Annotated in this window: 17 protein-coding genes; 7 read left to right on the top strand and 10 right to left on the bottom strand. The window is 50.5% G+C overall.

The annotated features are described in order from the left end of the window. Nucleotides 1–320: 320 nt before the first annotated feature. Complete coding sequence (locus tag ACFVRY_RS11345; RefSeq protein ID WP_387500215.1) at nucleotides 321–953, bottom strand: NAD(P)-dependent oxidoreductase; 633 nt, start codon at nucleotides 951–953, stop codon at nucleotides 321–323. A 156-nt stretch (nucleotides 954–1109) separates the two neighbouring features. Beyond that, nucleotides 1110–1523: a GNAT family N-acetyltransferase gene (locus ACFVRY_RS11340; RefSeq protein WP_387500213.1), complete on the bottom strand. Its 414-nt coding sequence runs from the start codon at nucleotides 1521–1523 to the stop codon at nucleotides 1110–1112. Between the two features lie 216 nt (nucleotides 1524–1739). On the opposite strand from ACFVRY_RS11340, the gene ACFVRY_RS11335 reads away from it, so the two are divergent. Next, the gene (locus ACFVRY_RS11335; protein ID WP_387500211.1) at nucleotides 1740–2027 is read left to right on the top strand and encodes a hypothetical protein; all 288 of its coding nucleotides are present in this window, start codon (nucleotides 1740–1742) and stop codon (nucleotides 2025–2027) included. Nucleotides 2028–2156: 129 nt separating this feature from the next. On the opposite strand, the gene ACFVRY_RS11330 is transcribed toward ACFVRY_RS11335, so the two are convergent. The 4 genes from ACFVRY_RS11330 to ACFVRY_RS11315 all read right to left on the bottom strand — a co-directional run bounded on the left by ACFVRY_RS11330 (nucleotide 2157) and on the right by ACFVRY_RS11315 (nucleotide 5464). Then, nucleotides 2157–2372, bottom strand: a complete 216-nt coding sequence (locus tag ACFVRY_RS11330) for a YezD family protein (protein ID WP_066374835.1) — start codon at nucleotides 2370–2372, stop codon at nucleotides 2157–2159. A gap of 102 nt (nucleotides 2373–2474) precedes the next feature. Continuing rightward, on the bottom strand, nucleotides 2475–3338 hold the full coding sequence (gene cysW / locus ACFVRY_RS11325) for a sulfate ABC transporter permease subunit CysW (protein ID WP_387500209.1): 864 nt from the start codon (nucleotides 3336–3338) through the stop codon (nucleotides 2475–2477). Between the two features lie 62 nt (nucleotides 3339–3400). After that, nucleotides 3401–4255, bottom strand: a complete 855-nt coding sequence (cysT, locus tag ACFVRY_RS11320) for a sulfate ABC transporter permease subunit CysT (RefSeq protein ID WP_387500207.1) — start codon at nucleotides 4253–4255, stop codon at nucleotides 3401–3403. Nucleotides 4256–4354: 99 nt separating this feature from the next. Continuing rightward, on the bottom strand, nucleotides 4355–5464 hold the full coding sequence (locus ACFVRY_RS11315; protein WP_387500205.1) for a sulfate ABC transporter substrate-binding protein: 1110 nt from the start codon (nucleotides 5462–5464) through the stop codon (nucleotides 4355–4357). Nucleotides 5465–5815: 351 nt separating this feature from the next. On the opposite strand from ACFVRY_RS11315, the gene ACFVRY_RS11310 reads away from it, so the two are divergent. After that, complete coding sequence (locus ACFVRY_RS11310; protein ID WP_387500203.1) at nucleotides 5816–8098, top strand: alpha/beta hydrolase family protein; 2283 nt, start codon at nucleotides 5816–5818, stop codon at nucleotides 8096–8098. A gap of 419 nt (nucleotides 8099–8517) precedes the next feature. Here ACFVRY_RS11310 and ACFVRY_RS11305 read toward each other — a convergent pair whose 3' ends face one another. Beyond that, nucleotides 8518–9573, bottom strand: coding sequence for a lactonase family protein (locus ACFVRY_RS11305; RefSeq protein WP_387500201.1), 1056 nt, complete (start codon nucleotides 9571–9573; stop codon nucleotides 8518–8520). A 188-nt stretch (nucleotides 9574–9761) separates the two neighbouring features. On the opposite strand from ACFVRY_RS11305, the gene ACFVRY_RS11300 reads away from it, so the two are divergent. The 3 genes from ACFVRY_RS11300 to ACFVRY_RS11290 all read left to right on the top strand — a co-directional run bounded on the left by ACFVRY_RS11300 (nucleotide 9762) and on the right by ACFVRY_RS11290 (nucleotide 12002). Continuing rightward, on the top strand, nucleotides 9762–10022 hold the full coding sequence (locus tag ACFVRY_RS11300; protein ID WP_066374856.1) for a GlsB/YeaQ/YmgE family stress response membrane protein: 261 nt from the start codon (nucleotides 9762–9764) through the stop codon (nucleotides 10020–10022). Nucleotides 10023–10237: 215 nt separating this feature from the next. After that, entirely contained in the window at nucleotides 10238–10738 is a 501-nt protein-coding gene (locus tag ACFVRY_RS11295) for a CcdC family protein (protein ID WP_387500199.1), read from the top strand. Nucleotides 10739–11039: 301 nt separating this feature from the next. After that, nucleotides 11040–12002, top strand: a complete 963-nt coding sequence (locus ACFVRY_RS11290) for an L-lactate dehydrogenase (RefSeq protein ID WP_387500197.1) — start codon at nucleotides 11040–11042, stop codon at nucleotides 12000–12002. Nucleotides 12003–12072: 70 nt separating this feature from the next. Here the strand turns inward: ACFVRY_RS11290 and ACFVRY_RS11285 are convergent, their stop codons facing one another. Beyond that, nucleotides 12073–14349, bottom strand: coding sequence for a heavy metal translocating P-type ATPase (locus ACFVRY_RS11285; RefSeq protein ID WP_483875149.1), 2277 nt, complete (start codon nucleotides 14347–14349; stop codon nucleotides 12073–12075). Nucleotides 14350–14576: 227 nt separating this feature from the next. Here ACFVRY_RS11285 and ACFVRY_RS11280 point away from each other — a divergent pair, with 227 nt between their 5' ends. Both ACFVRY_RS11280 and ACFVRY_RS11275 read left to right on the top strand, forming a co-directional pair. Further along, a complete protein-coding gene (locus ACFVRY_RS11280; protein ID WP_387500193.1) occupies nucleotides 14577–15539 on the top strand; it encodes a cation diffusion facilitator family transporter in 963 nt (320 codons plus the stop codon). Nucleotides 15540–15719: 180 nt separating this feature from the next. Further along, nucleotides 15720–16481 (top strand): CPBP family intramembrane glutamic endopeptidase, encoded by a 762-nt coding sequence (locus ACFVRY_RS11275; RefSeq protein ID WP_387500191.1) that lies wholly within the window; start codon nucleotides 15720–15722, stop codon nucleotides 16479–16481. A 57-nt stretch (nucleotides 16482–16538) separates the two neighbouring features. On the opposite strand, the gene ACFVRY_RS11270 is transcribed toward ACFVRY_RS11275, so the two are convergent. Further along, nucleotides 16539–16904, bottom strand: coding sequence for an ArsR/SmtB family transcription factor (locus ACFVRY_RS11270; RefSeq protein ID WP_066374889.1), 366 nt, complete (start codon nucleotides 16902–16904; stop codon nucleotides 16539–16541). A 281-nt stretch (nucleotides 16905–17185) separates the two neighbouring features. Further along, on the bottom strand, nucleotides 17186–17626 hold the full coding sequence (locus ACFVRY_RS11265; protein WP_387500189.1) for a pyridoxamine 5'-phosphate oxidase family protein: 441 nt from the start codon (nucleotides 17624–17626) through the stop codon (nucleotides 17186–17188). Nucleotides 17627–17746: the final 120 nt, after the last annotated feature.

Here is a 17746-nt window from a genome sequence, read left to right as displayed (position 1 = left end):
AATCCGGAGAAAGCCTTTGCTTCCGATGCCAGCTTTTCTACGAAAAGCTTCTAGTCGGTCGCCTTCGCTTCTTCAGTTCCAAACTCCCCCTCCATTCCGTCCCCTTATGTTAAATTTTTTAGTTCAATCTATATAGCGATTGAAATCTGGCGAACCTCTGCTTCCGGTTGCGGGCTTTCCTATGGAAAGCTTTCAGCCGGTCGCTTTCGCTCCTACAATCCCAAGCTTTCCCTGCGTTCCTTCTCGCCTTCTGTTACTTTCTTTTGTTCGTCTTATATATCCGTACGGAATACCCTCAGCATTCCTACACAAGCCAGGTTCTAGTAAGCCACCGTGAATCTTTCGCGACTGAAATTCCCTTCCTCTATCTCATCTACAATAGCTACAGCAAAATCCTCCACACTGATGGCACTTTGCCCGTTCTCATCGACGACCAGCCGGTCAAGACCGATGCGGAACATCCCCGTACGACGTCCGGGTTGAATGGAAGCCGCAGGACTCACATAGGTGTAGTCCAGATCTGAGCCTCTATAAATCTCATAGGCATCCGCATGGGCTGCAGCTAGCGGCCGTACATGTTCCGGGAATTCTGGCGTATCCATCAACCATTCGCCAGATTCCGTTTTCAGACTGCCTGCACCGCCTACAATCACAAGACGATCCATATCCGCTGCCTGCAAGCCCTCCACCAGCGAAGCAGCGGCCGCGAGCAGTTCGTTCTCCTCGCCAGCCTTTGGCCCATAGGCGCTAACGGCAGCTTCATGTCCACGAACAGCAGACGTTACTGAGGCTGGGTCCAGAAGATCGACAGCCACAAGCTTCAGACGCTCGTGTTCAAACGGGAAATTCTCCGGATGACGCATCGCCGCCGTCACTTGATGTTTTCTTTTCAACGCTTCCTCTACAATTGCCTTTCCAATCGTTCCTGATGCTGCAAGTACCACTATATCCATTCTCTTATTCCTCACTCTCTCTGATTGAATGATGCCATAATTACACGTATATAAAAATTTCGGATTCCCTGCGGGCAGCAGCAGGCATACGAAAACCCCCTAGATAAGGGGGCCTGTCAATGATCCGCTAATAGGGTTACTTCGACACCGCGCAGTTCAACGCTTAAAAGCCATCCCCTGTGATTTGGGAGCGACGGGTACGAACCCGAACTGAGCATACAGCCACGTTGCTTCTCCGTCAGCAATAAGGCTGGTATAAGCTTTGTCAGGCAGCGTATCCAGAAACTCCCTGATCTCGCGCATAATGATTTTGCCAAGACCCCGCCCTTGATGAGAAGGCTGTACGGCGATATCGGTCACCTGGAAGAAGCACCCTCCGTCTCCGATGACTCGCCCCATCCCAATCAAGACATCGTCCTCAAATAGCGTAACTGCAAAGATGGAACGCGGCAACCCGATGGCCGCCCCTTCCGCACTCATTGGACTAAGCCCTGCTTGAACCCGTAACGCCAAATACTGCTGAACCGAAGGTGGCGCATGGCGAATAACCAGCTTACCCTGGATCTCCATATCTTCTCCCCCTTCTGGTCTCCGAATAAAAATACATGTTTCTTGCACAGCATTTCTGTTACCCACTATATACGACTAAGCTGTCCACAACAAGAGTTCACTATCCATCACTTGAAACAATCTGGCGCTTGCTGCGTAACCTATTCAAAGGGTCTATTTTAAACACTACTTTTATAAAAAGGTTGGTGAAGTCTAATGTCTTCCCTGGCAAAACTTTTGAAGTGGGTAACCTTTCTCTATGAAGCCTTTCTCGCGATCCCCTTTGTGGGCGGCATATTCGTTGTAGCAAACGGCTGGACTCCGCTGGGCATCGCTTTTCTGCTGCATGCAATTACAATTATCGTGATGATGAAAGAACGAGGACCCTTTGTCGGCAACGCTCTCGGCGTTATTACTTCCGTCGTAGCCCTGATTCCTGTAGTCGGCTGGATCATGCACGGTCTCACGGCCATTTGTTTGTTCGTAGAAAGCGTTATGGTGTCACAAAGAACACGCCGCTACTAAATAATGAAGCCATATCTATGATCGCAGAAATGACCCGCTCCCTCTGCCAAGGAAACGGGCCATTTCATGTTCTCCAATTATAATGAATGCCAAAAGGACGGTCATGATTCGACAGCAAGGGCGAATGACCTATCCTCGTCTCGCTGGACGGGTATCGGTACGCCGGCTTCCGGTCTCGCCACTATAGCGTGCATTACCATTCTCGAAACGCTTGCGCTCCGTACGTTCCATTTGCACAATCTGCCCTTCATGTACGACGATTTGCAACGAACCAAATTCCATGTCATCTAAAAGCCCAGCTATACGTTCTAGCCACACCTCATCCACCTTCAGCGGTTTAGCCATTCCCCAGCCTCCCTTCCCCCAAATCCGGGGAGATGTTCAATCAAAATCCGTTATTACCAATTTGTATACTACGAATTAACTTAGCACGGATATATTAGCGCGTCAATGAGCATTTTTACGCGACAGCCAACTCTTCAGAATCATTGTCACTAAAGCCAATAACAGGAGCAGCGAGGCGACCGCAAACGATGCCGAAAACTGATATTCGTTATACAAGATCTCGACATGAAGCGGCAGCGTATTCGTCTCTCCGCGAATGTGTCCGGACACGACAGACACTGCCCCGAACTCTCCCATGGCCCGCGCATTACAGAGAATAATACCGTATAGCAGGCCCCATTTAATGTTGGGCAGCGTAACCCGGAGGAAGACCTGCCAGCCCTTAGCGCCCAAAGTAATTGCCGCCTCCTCTTCCTGCGTCCCCTGATCCTCCATTAAGGGAATCAGTTCCCGGGCCACAAAAGGAAAGGTCACGAACAATGTAGCCAGAATAATGCCTGGTATGGCAAAAACAATCTTGATATCATGTGCGCTCAGCCATGGCCCGAACCAGCCATGAGCCCCGAATACCAGAATAAAGATGAGCCCTCCAATGACCGGGGAAACAGCAAACGGGAGGTCGATCAGGGTGATTAGGAAACCCTTGCCACGGAACCTGAATTTGGTGACCGCCCAGGCTGCCGCAATACCGAATATAGTATTGAGCGGAACCGTAATCAACGCAACCAGAAGAGTCAATCGGAGAGCGGAACGAGCATCGGGATCGGTTAAGGCGGCCAGATAGACATCCACCCCTTTTTTCAGTGATTCAGTCAGCACGACAATCAGCGGCAGCACAATCAGCCAGAACAGCACCAGTCCGGCTGCGCCTATCAGGAGCCACTTTACGAATGCAGATTCCTGTGAAGCCGGCGAAGAGACGCTTTTTCGCGATTGGGGAGCATATAGTGGGACGGTGCCCGCCATAGGTATTCCTCCTTACAACGATTTTACGAAGCGAGCCTTGTGAATTCCCGGAGGATCACCTGTTACCGGGACGTTTTACGGACCCAGCGCTGCAAGGTATTGATCACCAGCAGCATCAGAAAAGAGATCAGTAGCAGGAGCAACGCCACAGCGGTAGCACCAGCGTAGTCAAACTGTTCCAGCTTGGACATGATGAGCAGCGGCGCAATCTCAGTTCTCATCGGCATATTACCAGAGATGAAGACGACCGATCCGAACTCGCCAATACCTCTGGCAAAAGCCAGCGAGAAGCCAGTCAAAAGCGGCGGGAACAGCTCCGGCAGCACGATCTTGCGGAAGGTTCTCCAGCGTCCGGCACCTAATGTAGCGGAGGCTTCCTCCATGTCCCGATCCAGTTCCTCAAGTACAGGCTGGACTGTACGGACGACAAACGGAATCCCGATGAACATTAGCGCCAGTGTAATGCCGAGCGGGGTGAAGGCGACCTTCAGCCCCAGCGGCTCCAGCCAGGAGCCGATCCAACCTTTGTTTGCATACAGAGCGGTGAGCGAGACACCCGCTACCGCTGTCGGCAGCGCGAACGGAAGATCGATCAGAGCGTCGAACAACCTTTTACCCGGAAACTCATACCGCACCAGCACCCAGGCTAGCAGCAGACCCAAAAATGCATCAGCCAAGGCCGCCGCAGCGGCCGTTGACAGACTGACACGATAGGATGCGAGCACCCGTGCATCTGTAGCTACATCCCAGAATTTAGCCCAGCTCAAGCCTGTCGAATTAAAGAGCAGCGCCGACAGTGGCAACAGCACAACAAGACTCAGATACAGCACAGTGTATCCCATAGTCAGCCCAAAGCCGGGCAGAACCTTCCGCCGCGCAGTTGCTGCGGAGGCAGTGGTGGTAGCGGTGATACTCATTCCCTGTTCATCCTTTCTCGCCTTCGGCTCTTTTACCGATCAGCTCAAGCCTACTTACAGCATACTTGTTGCTAACTTTCTGCCGAAACCAAGAGGATTTTATTTACCAGGTACATAGATCTTGTCGAAAATTCCGCCGTCATTGAAATGCTTCTCCTGTGTTTCCTTCCACGTACCGAATTTATCTGCCAATGTGAACAGCTTAATCTCCGGGAATTTATCCTTGTACTCTTCCTTCACGCTTTCCAGCGTTGGGCGGTAGTAGTTCTCCGCAGCGATCTTCTGTCCTTCTTCAGTGTAAAGATATTTCAGGTAGGCCTCGGCCACCTCACGGGTACCTCTCTTGTCGACCACTTTATCTACGACAGCCACCGGCGGCTCAGCCAGAATACTCTCAGACGGATTGATGATGTCGAACTTATCAGGACCGAGTTCCTTCACAGAGAGGTAGGCTTCATTCTCCCAGGCCAGCAGCACATCACCGATCCCACGCTCAACGAACGTTGTGGTCGCTCCGCGCGCACCGGTATCGAGCACAGGCACATGCTTGAACAGCTCTTTTACAAATTCCTCAGCCTTGGCTTCATCGTTATTATTGTGATCCAGCGCATAGCCCCAAGCCGCCAGATAGTTCCAGCGCGCACCGCCTGAAGTCTTCGGGTTCGGCGTAATGACCTCTACTCCTTCTTTCAAAAGATCCGGCCAATCCTTAATGCCTTTCGGATTACCCTTGCGCACCAGGAACACAATCGTTGAGGTGTACGGAGAACTGTTGTGATCGAATTTGCTCTGCCAGCCCTCATGAATCAGACCTGTCTCCTGCAGGGCATCAATATCATAGCCCAGCGCAAGAGTGACCACATCTGCTTCCAGCCCATCGAGCACCGCACGGCTTTGCTTGCCGGAGCCGCCATGGGACTGCTTGATGGTTACTTTCTGACCGTGTTCTTTTTCCCAATAGGCTGAGAAAGCCTTATTATAATTCTCATAAAGTTCGCGTGTTGGATCATAGGAAACGTTGAGCAGTTCTACCGGATCTTTGGAAGGAGCCTTGGTCGGTTCAGTCGTTGCTGCTGCGGTATTCCCTGAATTGGTAGCCTCAGCCGGTGGATTACCCGCCGAATTTGTATTATTTCCGCAAGCCGTAAGGCCCACCGTCAACAACAGTGTAAAGCCCGTTAAAAGTCCTTTCTTGATCCTCTTTTTCATTTTAACCATCCCCCCGTATTGTTGTGATGAGTTCATGTTTCTCTTTCCGATGACCCCTCTGACTTTACATGGTAGTTTTGGCATGAAAAAATGACAGAGGAAGACCTAAAATGGCAAGTCAAACCGGTCCCTAAAGACACGTGTCTGCTAGCTTCAATAGGCGCTCCTCCGTCTGTACGGTAAGAACTTTATTCATTATTCCTACCTAATTAGTAGGGTATTATTGATATAATACTGAAACCCTCCTAGCCTGTCAAACCTTTTTTTCTTTAAAGTAATGTCATTGCTGCAATATTTAAGATAAAATGAGGGAGCAACAGGATCTCACTGCAACTTTCGGAGGACACTGTCATGGGAATGGATTTAGAACTTGTGCCGGTGCCGCAAAAGCCGCGGCTGCACAAGCGAATTTCAGCTGTAATCGGACAAAGAATCAGGGAAACCTATCGTTATGATACAACTCTATGGAGAACCTCACTAGCTGGTCTGTGGACACTCAGCTTTTTGGCTTTCACAGCAACCATCCTAGGAATGCCAACGGGCTTCGGCATCCCTGCCGACATCGCCTTTGCCGCTGTGGTGGGGACAATAATACTAGCAGGCGCAGGTCATTTGATCGCCTTGCTGATTGCAATAACAGGCCTACGCATCCCGCGGTTATTCGCAGGCTGTCTGCTCTCAGATTTGGTCATTGTATGGCTTGTCCTATACGGCGCCAACATGGACTGGATCGCCTCTACAGTCATAGCCATACTATGCACCTGCCTTAGTGCCCTCGGCGGCATCGTTCTGGGGCTATTGCGGAACAAGCGGTTAGCTGCTGGACTACTGCTGGCGTCGGCACTCATGTTATCACAGATGGCTTTGGCTGGTGGTGGACAGAATCGACCCGACGACCCCGGGGCAACTGCCGTTAGCGACAGCCTTGTAAATCCACTGACTGCCTCCAACCCTGCGGAGCCTGGCCCCTACGCCTACGACTCCTTCACGTATGCCAGCGGTAATGATCTGCACCGTAAGGAATACGGCAGCGATGCGGCACTTATCTCTTCCTCGGTCGACGCATCTGAATATATCCAGAAGGGCTGGCCGAAACTGCGTAGCCTGTTCTGGGGTTTTGACTATCGTGCGCTGCCTCTGAACGGCAGGGTCTGGATGCCGGAGGGAGAAGGTTCACATCCGCTGGTGCTGATCGTTCACGGCAACCATATGATGGAGGATTATTCTGACGGGGGCTACGCCTATCTTGGGGAACTGCTGGCCAGCCGGGGATTTATCGCCGTCTCACTAGACGAGAACTTCCTTAACTATTCGGCCTGGACGGGAATACCCGACAATGACTTTACGGTCCGCGCCTGGCTGATCCTTAAGCATATGGAACAACTCGCAGCATTCTCAGATCAGCCCGGCAATCCGTTCTATGGAAAAATTGATTTCAGCAAGACGGCTCTGCTGGGCCACAGCCGGGGCGGACAAGCCGTAGCCATGGCCGCCGATTCTGGGCGCTGGTTCAAGAACGATCCTGTATGGAAAACAGTAACGGACCGCTTCCAGATCTCTGCTGTCGTTGCCCTCGCGCCTACCGATAAGGCAATTGACGGGCAGCAGGCTAAACTGAAGGATATCAGCTATTTGACACTGCAGGGCGCACGCGATGGCGATGTGCATGACTTTTACGGGGATCGGCAATACATCCGTTCCTCCTACTCTGAAGGCTCAGCCGCCTTCAAGAGCTCTCTCTACATTGCCGATGCCAATCACAGCCAGTTCAACAGCGACTGGGGACTGCGCGATCAATCGTTGCCCACCGGGCTGTTCTTGGACCGCAGCCTAATTATGGATGGCGCCGAACAGCGACAGATTACCAAGGTGTACGTGTCGGCTTTTCTGGAGACGACACTGCTTGGCAAGGGTGAATACCGGGAGCTGTTCCGCGATTATCGGAGCGGACTGCAGTGGCTACCGGACACGGCATACTATAGCCGCTTCCAAGGCGGAGACTATCGTACCCTTGTCAATTTTGACGAGGATCGTAACAAGTATACCGCAGGTATCGGTACCGCCTCTGCCCAAGGCATGGACTGGACTGAAGAGCTAGCCAAAGATCGGGAGGACAAGAGCAAAACCACCTACGGCGTTGTCTTGAAACGTACAGCCGGGAAGGGGGAAGAAGCTTACTACCGGGTCAAATGGAAGGAGGCGGCCGCTGCTCCCCTTGATTTGTCGGAAGCGGAAGGTCTGTCCTTCTCCCTCGCCAACCGCAATGCTGACGACGATGAAGAGGAGAATGAGGAAAGTTCGTTAGCTCCTGAGGTGGAGGTAGAACTGACGGATAGCAACGACACCTCGGCGCGCCTGCCATTGTCTGAAATAATGGACGTGCTGCCGCTGCCGCACACTCAGTTCACGTTGCTTCCGTGGCTGGAGGAACGCGTAAGCGACGGCAAATACGGAGATCCTACGGAGGCCGTATTCCAAACCTACGAACTGCCCTTTGAGCGATTCCAGGAGGTCGAGCCCGCTCTGGAGCCGGAGAACCTGACCGAGATTACGTTCTATCTCGAAGAAAAAGGCGACAAAATTATGCTGGACGACATCGGATTCTATGTCGGAAGTATCGAAAATGTACGTTAAGTAAACTCCCTTATATCATAATGAAAAGTAAACTGCTCTCCTATCACGAAAAGTAAATTACCCCTATATCATCGAACAGGCCATTCCGTCTATCCGGTAACCCGGATGGACTTCGAATGGCCTGTACTTATTAGATATAATTTCTATTTAAGTGTCATTTTTCTTAATATACCCGTCTTCTTAAAGTGGAACGGGGGCACCACCCCAACTAACAGCATTTTTGTACCTTATATTTATTAAATTGAGGTGAAAAAGGGAACTCAGAACATTATTGTATCTTATTTTCGAAAAAATATGCTAACAGGGGTATTATAGAAGATTTAAGGTACAAAATTGCATTTAATTCCCACAACCCGTTACCCCCAGAATATTTAGGGTACAAAAATGTCGTTAATTACACTTCGGTAATATGTTCTATATTAATTAAGTGCCTTAATGCAGACCGGGGCTGGGATTTCCAACTCATTGCCTGTCGGAATCAACCGGCCGCTGTCCCCGTCGATCTGGAACGAAACAATCGTACCGCTGTTCTGATTGGCTGCCAGCAGCTTTCCGCCAAGAATAGCGAAATTTCGCGGAGTCCGTCCGCCGGTGCTCTGCCAGTCGGCAGGCTCCAGTAGCCCTGTGAGCGCATCAATAAGGAACAGCGCAATACTGTCATGTCCCCGGTTGGAAGCATACAGATAACGACCACACGGTGCGATGTGAATGTCGGCCCCTGAATCGTCGCTGCCGGCAATATAGGATTCAGGCAGTGTACTAACATGCTGCAAGACAGTTAGTTCATCATGCTGTTCATCTTTTGCGAATACTGTGACCTTATTGTTCAGCTCATTGATCAAGTAAGCCCATTTTCCAGAGGGATGAAGTGTCAGGTGGCGTGGCCCGGAGCCCGGCGGTAGATCTACCGCAGCTTGCTTGACTAGCGCGTCCTCCTCCTGACGATAGATAATAACCTGATCTAGACCAAGGTCACAGACAAAAAGACGATCACCCGTGCTGCCTGGAATGACCGAGTGCGGATGTGGCGCTTCTTGCCGATCCTGACGTGATCCAGAGCCGGTATGCCGGATCTGAGCCGACATTTCCAGAATCGAGCCGTCTTCACTTAAAGGGAACACATTAACATTTCCCCCCGAGTAGTTAGCTACGAAAATCCTGTCTTCCTCCGGGCTGATGGAGACATAACACGGCGCGCCACCTTCCGTTTTGCGGATGCTTCCCAGCGGTGACAATACCTTCGATCCAGGATCAATAGCGAATGCCTGAACCTCTCCCTCATCCTTCTCACTGACTGCATACAAAACGCTCCCGGCGCGATTCACTGCCAGATATGAAGGATTTTCGATACCGCTCGTCCCCTCCAGAACTCTCATGTCCCCGGTACTACGGTTCAAGGTGCAGAGACGAATACCCTGTTCACCCTCAGGACTGTACGTACCCACATAAAATAACACTTCATCAGAACATTCCATGGCAGCGGCTCCTTATCAATTATCATTTTTTTCACTATAGCATGTTTGCTGGGGCAATACATCAGACTAAAACTACGCAATTCGGCGAGAAGCGAAAGCATGTCCCAATTTTTCACATCTGGTTAAAACAATCGGCAACAGGTTAATAGTTACCATCGAACAATACATCACAAAGGAGCTGAAGCCTAATGAGTTTTCTATGGATGTTGATTGTTGGCGGAATTATCGGATGGCTGGCAGGTCTAATTATGGGTAGAGATATTCCGGGAGGCGTAATCGGCAACATTATTGCCGGGATTCTCGGCTCATGGCTGGGTGGCATGCTGCTGGGGAGCTGGGGACCCAAGGTCAGTGATTTCTATGTTTTCCCGTCCCTGATTGGTGCCATCGTGCTGATCTTCATTGTAAGTCTGATCCTGCGCTCGACCGGTGGGCGTAGCCGCTCATAAACTGTATATCTTGGAACATAGAACTGATACCCATAGATAGTGATTGATGGAAAGCCTGCCGGAGCCTGAGCCCGGCAGGCTTTTTTGAGTTTGCAGCTCTCCCATGCCAATGGCCGCGCATTGTGCGGAGCCTCACGGAGGCTTCAATGTTTTGCCATCATTTTTCTGTTATAATGAAGGCACAAGTGACTCAAATCACAGAGAGGTCGTGAATTATGGGCAGCATCAACCCCTCGCTACTACATATCGGTTCCACCGTGGGGGCCGTTATCATGGCATTGATGGTGATCTTTATTCGGCTGAAGGCCAGCGCCCGTCCGGTTACCATTCGCAAAATATGGATCCCCCCCCTCGGCATGTCAACTGGCTTTGCCATGTTCGTCGTCCCGGAGGTGAGGTTTCCGCTATGGTGGGCAGCTATCGCCTTTTTGGTCGGCTGGTTTATCTTTGCCTACCCGCTTATCCGTACAACAAGCTTCGAGCAACGGGACGGACAGGTATTTGCCCAGCGCTCCAAGAGCTTCGCGTTTATTCTACTTGGCCTGTTACTGGTCCGCACACTGCTGCACGAGTTCATTAACCGCTATGTCTCAGTGCCGCAATCCGGGGGGCTGTTCTTCATCCTGGCCTTTGGCATGATTGTCCACTGGAGACTGTTCATGTATAGACGCTACAATGTGATCGTACCGCCAGAAACACGGATTCCACAATCTTAATCTTAGTCCGAGGACAGTAGCACTATCTCATGACAGAGCATTCAACAAGCCTAACGGTTTGATGAATGCTCTTTTTAATGCAGAAATACATTTGCGAAAAACGGCATGTAGCTATGTATTTATCCTTACGAAAGTCCCTCTAATTTAATGTACAATCTGAGACTAACAGGGACATGCACCTCCGTTTTTTTTCGCGGTATGTCAGGTAACTTTCTGGATGATCGGCTAAAATAAAGATATGTGCAAGAATAATGTAAGCAGCAAATCGCAGACTTTTTTTAGAGAGCGGGGATTTAACAAATTGAAGAGTAAAACAAGAAAAGTAGCGATTGTCGGCTCCGGAATGGTGGGCTCCAGTTGTGCCTACTCCATGGTCAATCAATCGATCTGCGATGAGATCATGATGATCGACCGAACCTACGACCGGGCCATGGCTCAGGCGCTGGATCTCTCCCACTGCATGGATTTCACAGGTACCCGAACAAAGGTATATGCCGGAACCTACAGTGACTGTGCCGGAATGGACGTTGTTATTCTCACGGCAGGCGCTAACCCGCAGCCCGGTCAGACCAGGCTGGATGTACTTGACGCTGCAGCTGTAATAACTAAAGAAATTGTGGCCGGAATTATGGCAGGTGGCTTCGACGGCATCTTCGTCATTGCGGCGAATCCGGTAGATATCGTCACTTATATGGTATGGAAAATGTCCGGACTGCCCCGGCATCGGGTGATCGGCACAGGTACCTCCATTGACTCTTCGCGGCTTAAGACGCTGCTATCCGATGTGTTCTCCATCGACCCTCGCAGCGTGAACGGATACGCGCTAGGCGAGCATGGGGAGTCCCAGTTCGTTGCCTGGTCGCATGTGACCATCGGGGGCAAACCTATTCTCCACATTATGGAGCAGCATCGCGAACGCTTCAGTCACCTGGATCTGGACGACATCGCCCGCAAGACAAAGGATGCCGGTTGGGAGATCTTTACCCGCAAGGGCTCAACACATTTTGGAATCGGTAGTGCCCTGGCCTACATTACCCGGGCTATCCTTAACGATGAGAACAAGATTATTGCTGTCTCGGCAATTCTGGAAGGAGAATACGGGCAGGAGGATGTGTGCGCAGGTGTGCCTGCCATTATTGGGCGCAGCGGCATTCATGAGTTGCTGGAGCTGAACCTGAATAAGGAGGAATCCGTTAAATTCGGCGCTTCTTGTGAAATTGTGCGCTCTGGAATTAGCAGTCTCAGTCTCTCCAATCCTGAATAAGAACAAATTAAAAAACCTCCAGTCCGTAAGCACTCATAAATGTGCAGACACTGGAGGTTTTATTATGGACTTAACCTTGTTGTTCAACTTTTAGTGCGCGAACACTATTAAGTACAGCCAGTACAGTGACACCAACATCCGAGAAGACCGCTTCCCACATCGTCGCAATCCCGAATGCGCCGAGCAGAAGGAAGATCGCCTTAACACCAAGTGCGAAACCAATATTCTGCCAGACGATTCTCCGTGTACGCTTAGCCACGCCAATGGCGGTGGCAATCTTCGAAGGCTCATCGGTCATGATGACGATATCTGCAGCTTCGATTGCGGCATCGGAACCGAGTCCGCCCATCGCGATGCCAACATCTGCTCTGGCCAATACTGGAGTGTCGTTGATTCCATCTCCGACAAAAATAATCTTCTCCCGTCCGCTCTTCTCGCGCTCCAGCCGCTCAATAGCCTCAACCTTATGCTGCGGCAGCAGTTCGGCGTGAATCTCGTCTACGCCGAGTTCGCGGCCTACCGCCTCCGCAACGGAAGCAGCATCGCCGGTCAGCATGACCGTCTTGCGGATGCCGAGTCCCTTCAGCGCCGAGATGGCTCGCGCTGAATCCTCCTTCACCTCGTCTGCGATGACGAGGTAACCATCATACTGCTTGCCGGTCGCGATATGCACGATTGTGCCACTCTGCTCCGGCACCTGATGAGCGATGCCCTCCCGTTCCATCAGTCGGGCATTCCCGGCCAGCACAGCCTTACCGTCCACATTCACGGAAATGCCGTGACCGGAGATTTCGTTATAATCCGAGATGGCAGCCTTAGCAATTTCCTCAGCGTAAGCGGCCCGAATAGATTCCGCAATCGGATGGTTCGAATGACTCTCCGCATAGGCGGCCGTGCGAAGCAGCTCTTCTTTACTTCTGCCTGCCGCCGGATATATGCCAGTGACCTTGAACTGCCCCTTGGTCAGTGTACCCGTCTTATCGAAAACAACGACCTTAACATCATTGAGCGCCTCCAGGTAATTGCTGCCCTTCACGAGAATACCGCTTCGGGAAGCAGCGCCGATGCCACCGAAGAAGCCAAGCGGGATCGACACGACCAGCGCACAAGGGCAAGAGATCACGAGGAAGACTAGTGCCCGGTAGATCCAATCCGAGAAGGTTGCTCCGCTGATCAGAAGTGGTGGAATAACAGCCAACAGCAGCGCTGTAATCACTACTACAGGCGTATAGCCACGAGCGAATTTGGTTATAAAATTCTCTGTTTTGGCTTTGTTGGAGGACGCATTCTGCACCAGCTCCAGAATCTTGGAGACGGCAGACTCTCCAAACGTCTGCGTAACTTCCACGGTAATTACCCCGTTGCGGTTAATGAAACCGCTCAAGACCTTACTGCCCGGACCCGCAGAGCGTGGTACCGATTCACCGGTCAGCGCTGAGGTATCCATCATCGCGCTGCCTTCAAGAATGGTCCCATCCAGCGGCACCTTCTCACCGGGCTTGACGAGAATAATGTCGCCAATCGCCACTTCCTCTGGCGAGACGCGTCTTGTTCCACCGTCAACTTTCAGTTCGGCGAACTCGGGACGAATATCCATCAGCGCCGTAATCGATCTGCGCGAACGATTCACCGCTAGGCCCTGGAACAGCTCTCCGACCTGATAGAAGAGCATTACAGCGACCCCTTCCGGGTACTCCCCAATCGCAAATGCGCCGATCGTTGCCAGCGCCATCAGGAAGTTCTCGTCAAATACCTGACCTCTGACGATATTCTTGATTGCCTGCAGCACCACCTCGCCACCGACAATAAAGTAAGCGGCCAGAAAGATCAGCAGTTCGACAACTCCGTTCACCGGCAGCAGCATGCCTGCCGCTGCAAGAATCCCTCCGCCAGCCAGGCGGGTCAAGATTCGGCGCGTGTCGCCTTCCCCATGGGAATGTGTATGCCCGTGACCATCCTCATCGCCATGGGCGTGCCCATGTCCATGATCATGACCGGTTCCATGATCATGTGTATGTCCCTTTTTTTCATGTGAATGCCCATGCCCATGCTCATGACCGGATTTAGTCTGCGGAATCGCTCTGCTGCCTCCAGCCAGTTTCTCCTTTAGCTTCACATGGGGCTCCAGCGCCGTGACGGTCCGCGCCGCTTCCACCCCGGCCGCTTCCGCATGGTTCTCATCGGTAACCATAGTTAGCGTCTTGGTCACGAAATTCACGGAGCAGGAGGACACCCCCTCGATTTTGCCCACTTTATCTTCAATTTTCATTGCGCAGTTTGCACAGTGCAACCCTTCCAGCTCCCACTGGCGTTTTACCGTTCCCTGAATCGTATTCAAACTACTCATCTCCCTTAAATAATCATATATGAGTATTTGTTCATATGTTAACTTAACCACATTATATGCCTTCCAATCTTGGAGTGTCAATGTGCATATGCATAATTTCCCTCCGCCTTTCTGAGAATAAAGAAATGTCCTCACTTTGTTCAAAACATCTTGAAATCTCTGGTTCAAGCATTTACTATTAATATATGATCAATCATTCATATGTTATTTTGAAAAGAGGTCTTTCCATGAACCATCGTCCACACACAGGCAGACATTCTCAAGAAGAACTTGGGCATTCCCATCACGATCATACTCATGATCATCATGGACATTCGCACGCACCTAACAATAAAAAAGGGCTCCTGATCGCCCTAATCATTACATCGGGGATCATGTTCGTGGAGTTCTTCGGCGGGCTCTTCACTCATAGCCTTGCCCTACTCTCCGACGCAGGTCATATGCTCAGCGATATTGCCTCGCTGGCTTTGAGCCTTGTAGCAATGATATTTGCCGCTAAACCGGCCTCCTCCAAAAACACCTACGGCTTCTACCGCTTTGAGGTCATGGCCGCACTGTTCAACGGCGTCATGCTGTTCGTGATTGCCGGACTTGTTATCCGGGAAGCCTGGCAACGCTTGTTCGAACCAACCGTCGTCGCCAGCGGCTCTATGATCATCATCGCTGCCATTGGTTTGCTTGCCAATCTGGTAAGCGCCTGGATCTTGATCCGCAAAGGCGATGTGAAGGATAACCTCAATGTGCGCAGTGCCTATCTCCATGTTATTGGTGATGCTCTTGGTTCGGTCGGGGCGATTGTTGCTGGTGTGATCATGCAATTATTCTCTTGGTATGCGGCTGACCCTATTATCAGTGTGCTGGTGGCTCTTCTGATACTCAAAAGTGCCTGGGGCGTGCTCAAACATTCGTTCCATATCCTTATGGAAGGCACACCGGCTGCATTGAACAGCGATCAGGTCAGACAAACGCTGCTACAAATTAGCGGTGTTGCAAATGTTCATGACCTGCATATCTGGACTATTACTTCAGGCCTGAACGCGTTAAGCTGCCACCTGCGGATTGAAGAAGACAGAAACCCTCAGGAAATATTGCAGCAGGCAGTTACTCTAATCGAGGATAAATATAATATCAGTCATACTACCATTCAGATCGAGACCTCCCCATTCCAGCACGGAGAATTAAAAGTATAAGGTTTTAGCGCTGCCCCGCCATCCTTGTTTATGGCCGGGGCAGTTTTTTCACACACCGAAATAAACGTTTGACAATATTACAAATAAATGTAATTATGAAATGCGTCAAACGACTGACCGATAAGGGGATGATGGAGAAGCAGTGGTTGAAAGAAATCCTGGAGAGGAAGAGGTTGAATAATGACAAACCTGAAGGTTAATTCTTCATTTTCACAGAGACACCCGGTATGGGCCGTTGTTATTATTGAAGGACTGCTACTGGTCACCATGATAGCCACTGGAGCCTACGCTACCATCAAACAACTTAGCTACACTGCACCTGTGCTTATTGCGTTTGTCCCTATCGCGCTTGTCTTAATTGCTTATTTTACAATCAGGCACAAGTGGAGCTACATGGGCTTTCGTCCGCTAGGTAGCATTCCTACAGCGAACTGGATTTATTATGCCCCGCTGCTGCTAATCCTTGTTATTACTACGTTAAATGGATTTCGCAAAATCGAGCTTTCCGATGCATTATACTATCTCTTCTTCACCCTGCTGGTGGGATTCGTAGAGGAGAGCCTCTATCGGGGCCTGATCCTGAAGACGCTGCTGACCAAGAGCATGAAGGTCGCTGTAGCTACGTCCAGTATCCTGTTCGCAGTCACCCACATTCTGAATGCTCTTTCCGGCCAAAATCTCACCGAGACCCTGCTTCAGATCGTATACGCTCTTCTTATAGGAATAGTGCTGGCTCTGCTGATGGTGAAGAATAATAATATCATTCCACTGATTCTGTTCCACTTTTTACATAACCTGATTCGATTCGTGGGCAATGATAGTCCCGAAGGCTTTATCAGCTACGATCTCCTTATCGTGGTGGTGCTTGCTGCCTATGCGACATGGATTGCTTTATCTTTGAAAAGAACACCGTTGCTTTCGGGAATAGACCAAGCCGGTTAAATAGCCACACACTAAAATAGACCGCCATAGGCGGTCTATTGCTGTATACATCAATAGTTATTCATGTCTGATATGCTCATGCGTCTGCATGAAGATCTGCTCCACATGCGCATCGTTCAACGAATAATACACCGTCTTACCTTCCTTGCGACGCTTCACAATCCGCAAGTTCCGCAAGTACCGCAACTGATGGGATACGGCAGACTGGCCCATATCCAGAATGTCGGACAGGTCATGCACACACAGCTCCCGCTGTGACAGGGCATAGATGAGACGCACTCTCGTCGGATCGCCTAGTGCCTTGAACATCTCGGCCATCTTGTCTGTTGTTTCCCGGTCAGGCAGAATCAAGGACACGTCTTCCGGTTCCAACTCTGAACCGTGGCATGTGTTGTCGCACTCTTCAATTGCTGCTGGTTCCATGACTTCGCCCTCCTCCACAGTTCTGTCGATTCACCGGATCACCCGATCACTTTCATCTATTATAAGAAAAAGATGATCTGCTGTCCATGGAAGCGCTAGCTGTCGCAGACAACGAGCATCACTCGCTTCAGCGGAAGGTTTTAGACTCCTAAGGTGTCCTGACTGTGGGGCGACATTGCGTTGCCAATGAGGCTATACCATGATTTATTTACCACAAGCCGACAATGAAAAATAGCAAGCCCCGTTATAGGAAGCTTGCTGTTTATTCGCTGGATATAGGATTATTTTACACTGCCTGCAAGTTGTCTCTCCCAGACACCATGTTCCTTTGTTTTGCCCATATATTCGATGCGTGACGGGGTAAGTTCCAGAATGACATAATCCGGATCGTCCGGTCCATTGAACCATGGCTCCAGATCCTTATTCCAGACCTTGGCACGAAGGGTCTCGTCCTTTGTAATGTCTACGGTCGCTTCAATCTCAAGTATATCCTTCCCCCCGCCGGCTTCATAGCCAAGCAGAAGAAAAGCATTGCGGTTCTCCTTCAGTTCCTCTACCTTATGGGTTTTACGGTCTGTTGCCAAATAAATTTTAAGTCCATCGTGAAAGACCGCCATGTAACGAACCTTCGGTTTGTTCCCCGTTTCAATGGTTCCGAAAGAGCCGAACTTGTTGTCTTCCAGTGCCTTGATGATGTTCTGTTCCAAGTCCTTTGAATTCATTATTCAAGACATCTCCCTCCTGGCAAGTGTAAATATAAGTTTATATATCCACATCCACCAATTAGACTTATGATATTGATTGTGCTTAAGATAGTGTACCCGTCCTGAGCGTATTGAATC

The organism is Paenibacillus sp. NPDC057934, assembly GCF_042887565.1.
Lineage (GTDB): Bacteria > Bacillota > Bacilli > Paenibacillales > Paenibacillaceae > Paenibacillus_AQ.
This window is presented reverse-complemented; position numbering and strand designations above follow the sequence as displayed.

Excerpts from the sequence above, each read along its gene's own strand:
- ACFVRY_RS11340 (WP_387500213.1), bottom strand. The coding sequence starts at position 1,523 with ATGGAGATCCAGGGTAAGCTGGTTATTCGCCATGCGCCACCTTCGGTT.
- ACFVRY_RS11345 (WP_387500215.1), bottom strand. The coding sequence starts at position 953 with ATGGATATAGTGGTACTTGCAGCATCAGGAACGATTGGAAAGGCAATT.
- ACFVRY_RS11300 (WP_066374856.1), top strand. The coding sequence starts at position 9,762 with ATGAGTTTTCTATGGATGTTGATTGTTGGCGGAATTATCGGATGGCTG.
- cysW (WP_387500209.1), bottom strand. The coding sequence starts at position 3,338 with ATGGCGGGCACCGTCCCACTATATGCTCCCCAATCGCGAAAAAGCGTC.
- ACFVRY_RS11285 (WP_483875149.1), bottom strand. The coding sequence starts at position 14,349 with ATGAGTAGTTTGAATACGATTCAGGGAACGGTAAAACGCCAGTGGGAG.
- ACFVRY_RS11280 (WP_387500193.1), top strand. The coding sequence starts at position 14,577 with ATGAACCATCGTCCACACACAGGCAGACATTCTCAAGAAGAACTTGGG.
- ACFVRY_RS11275 (WP_387500191.1), top strand. The coding sequence starts at position 15,720 with ATGACAAACCTGAAGGTTAATTCTTCATTTTCACAGAGACACCCGGTA.
- ACFVRY_RS11315 (WP_387500205.1), bottom strand. The coding sequence starts at position 5,464 with ATGAAAAAGAGGATCAAGAAAGGACTTTTAACGGGCTTTACACTGTTG.
- ACFVRY_RS11270 (WP_066374889.1), bottom strand. The coding sequence starts at position 16,904 with ATGGAACCAGCAGCAATTGAAGAGTGCGACAACACATGCCACGGTTCA.
- ACFVRY_RS11295 (WP_387500199.1), top strand. The coding sequence starts at position 10,238 with ATGGGCAGCATCAACCCCTCGCTACTACATATCGGTTCCACCGTGGGG.
- ACFVRY_RS11305 (WP_387500201.1), bottom strand. The coding sequence starts at position 9,573 with ATGGAATGTTCTGATGAAGTGTTATTTTATGTGGGTACGTACAGTCCT.
- ACFVRY_RS11310 (WP_387500203.1), top strand. The coding sequence starts at position 5,816 with ATGGGAATGGATTTAGAACTTGTGCCGGTGCCGCAAAAGCCGCGGCTG.
- ACFVRY_RS11265 (WP_387500189.1), bottom strand. The coding sequence starts at position 17,626 with ATGAATTCAAAGGACTTGGAACAGAACATCATCAAGGCACTGGAAGAC.
- ACFVRY_RS11330 (WP_066374835.1), bottom strand. The coding sequence starts at position 2,372 with ATGGCTAAACCGCTGAAGGTGGATGAGGTGTGGCTAGAACGTATAGCT.
- cysT (WP_387500207.1), bottom strand. The coding sequence starts at position 4,255 with ATGAGTATCACCGCTACCACCACTGCCTCCGCAGCAACTGCGCGGCGG.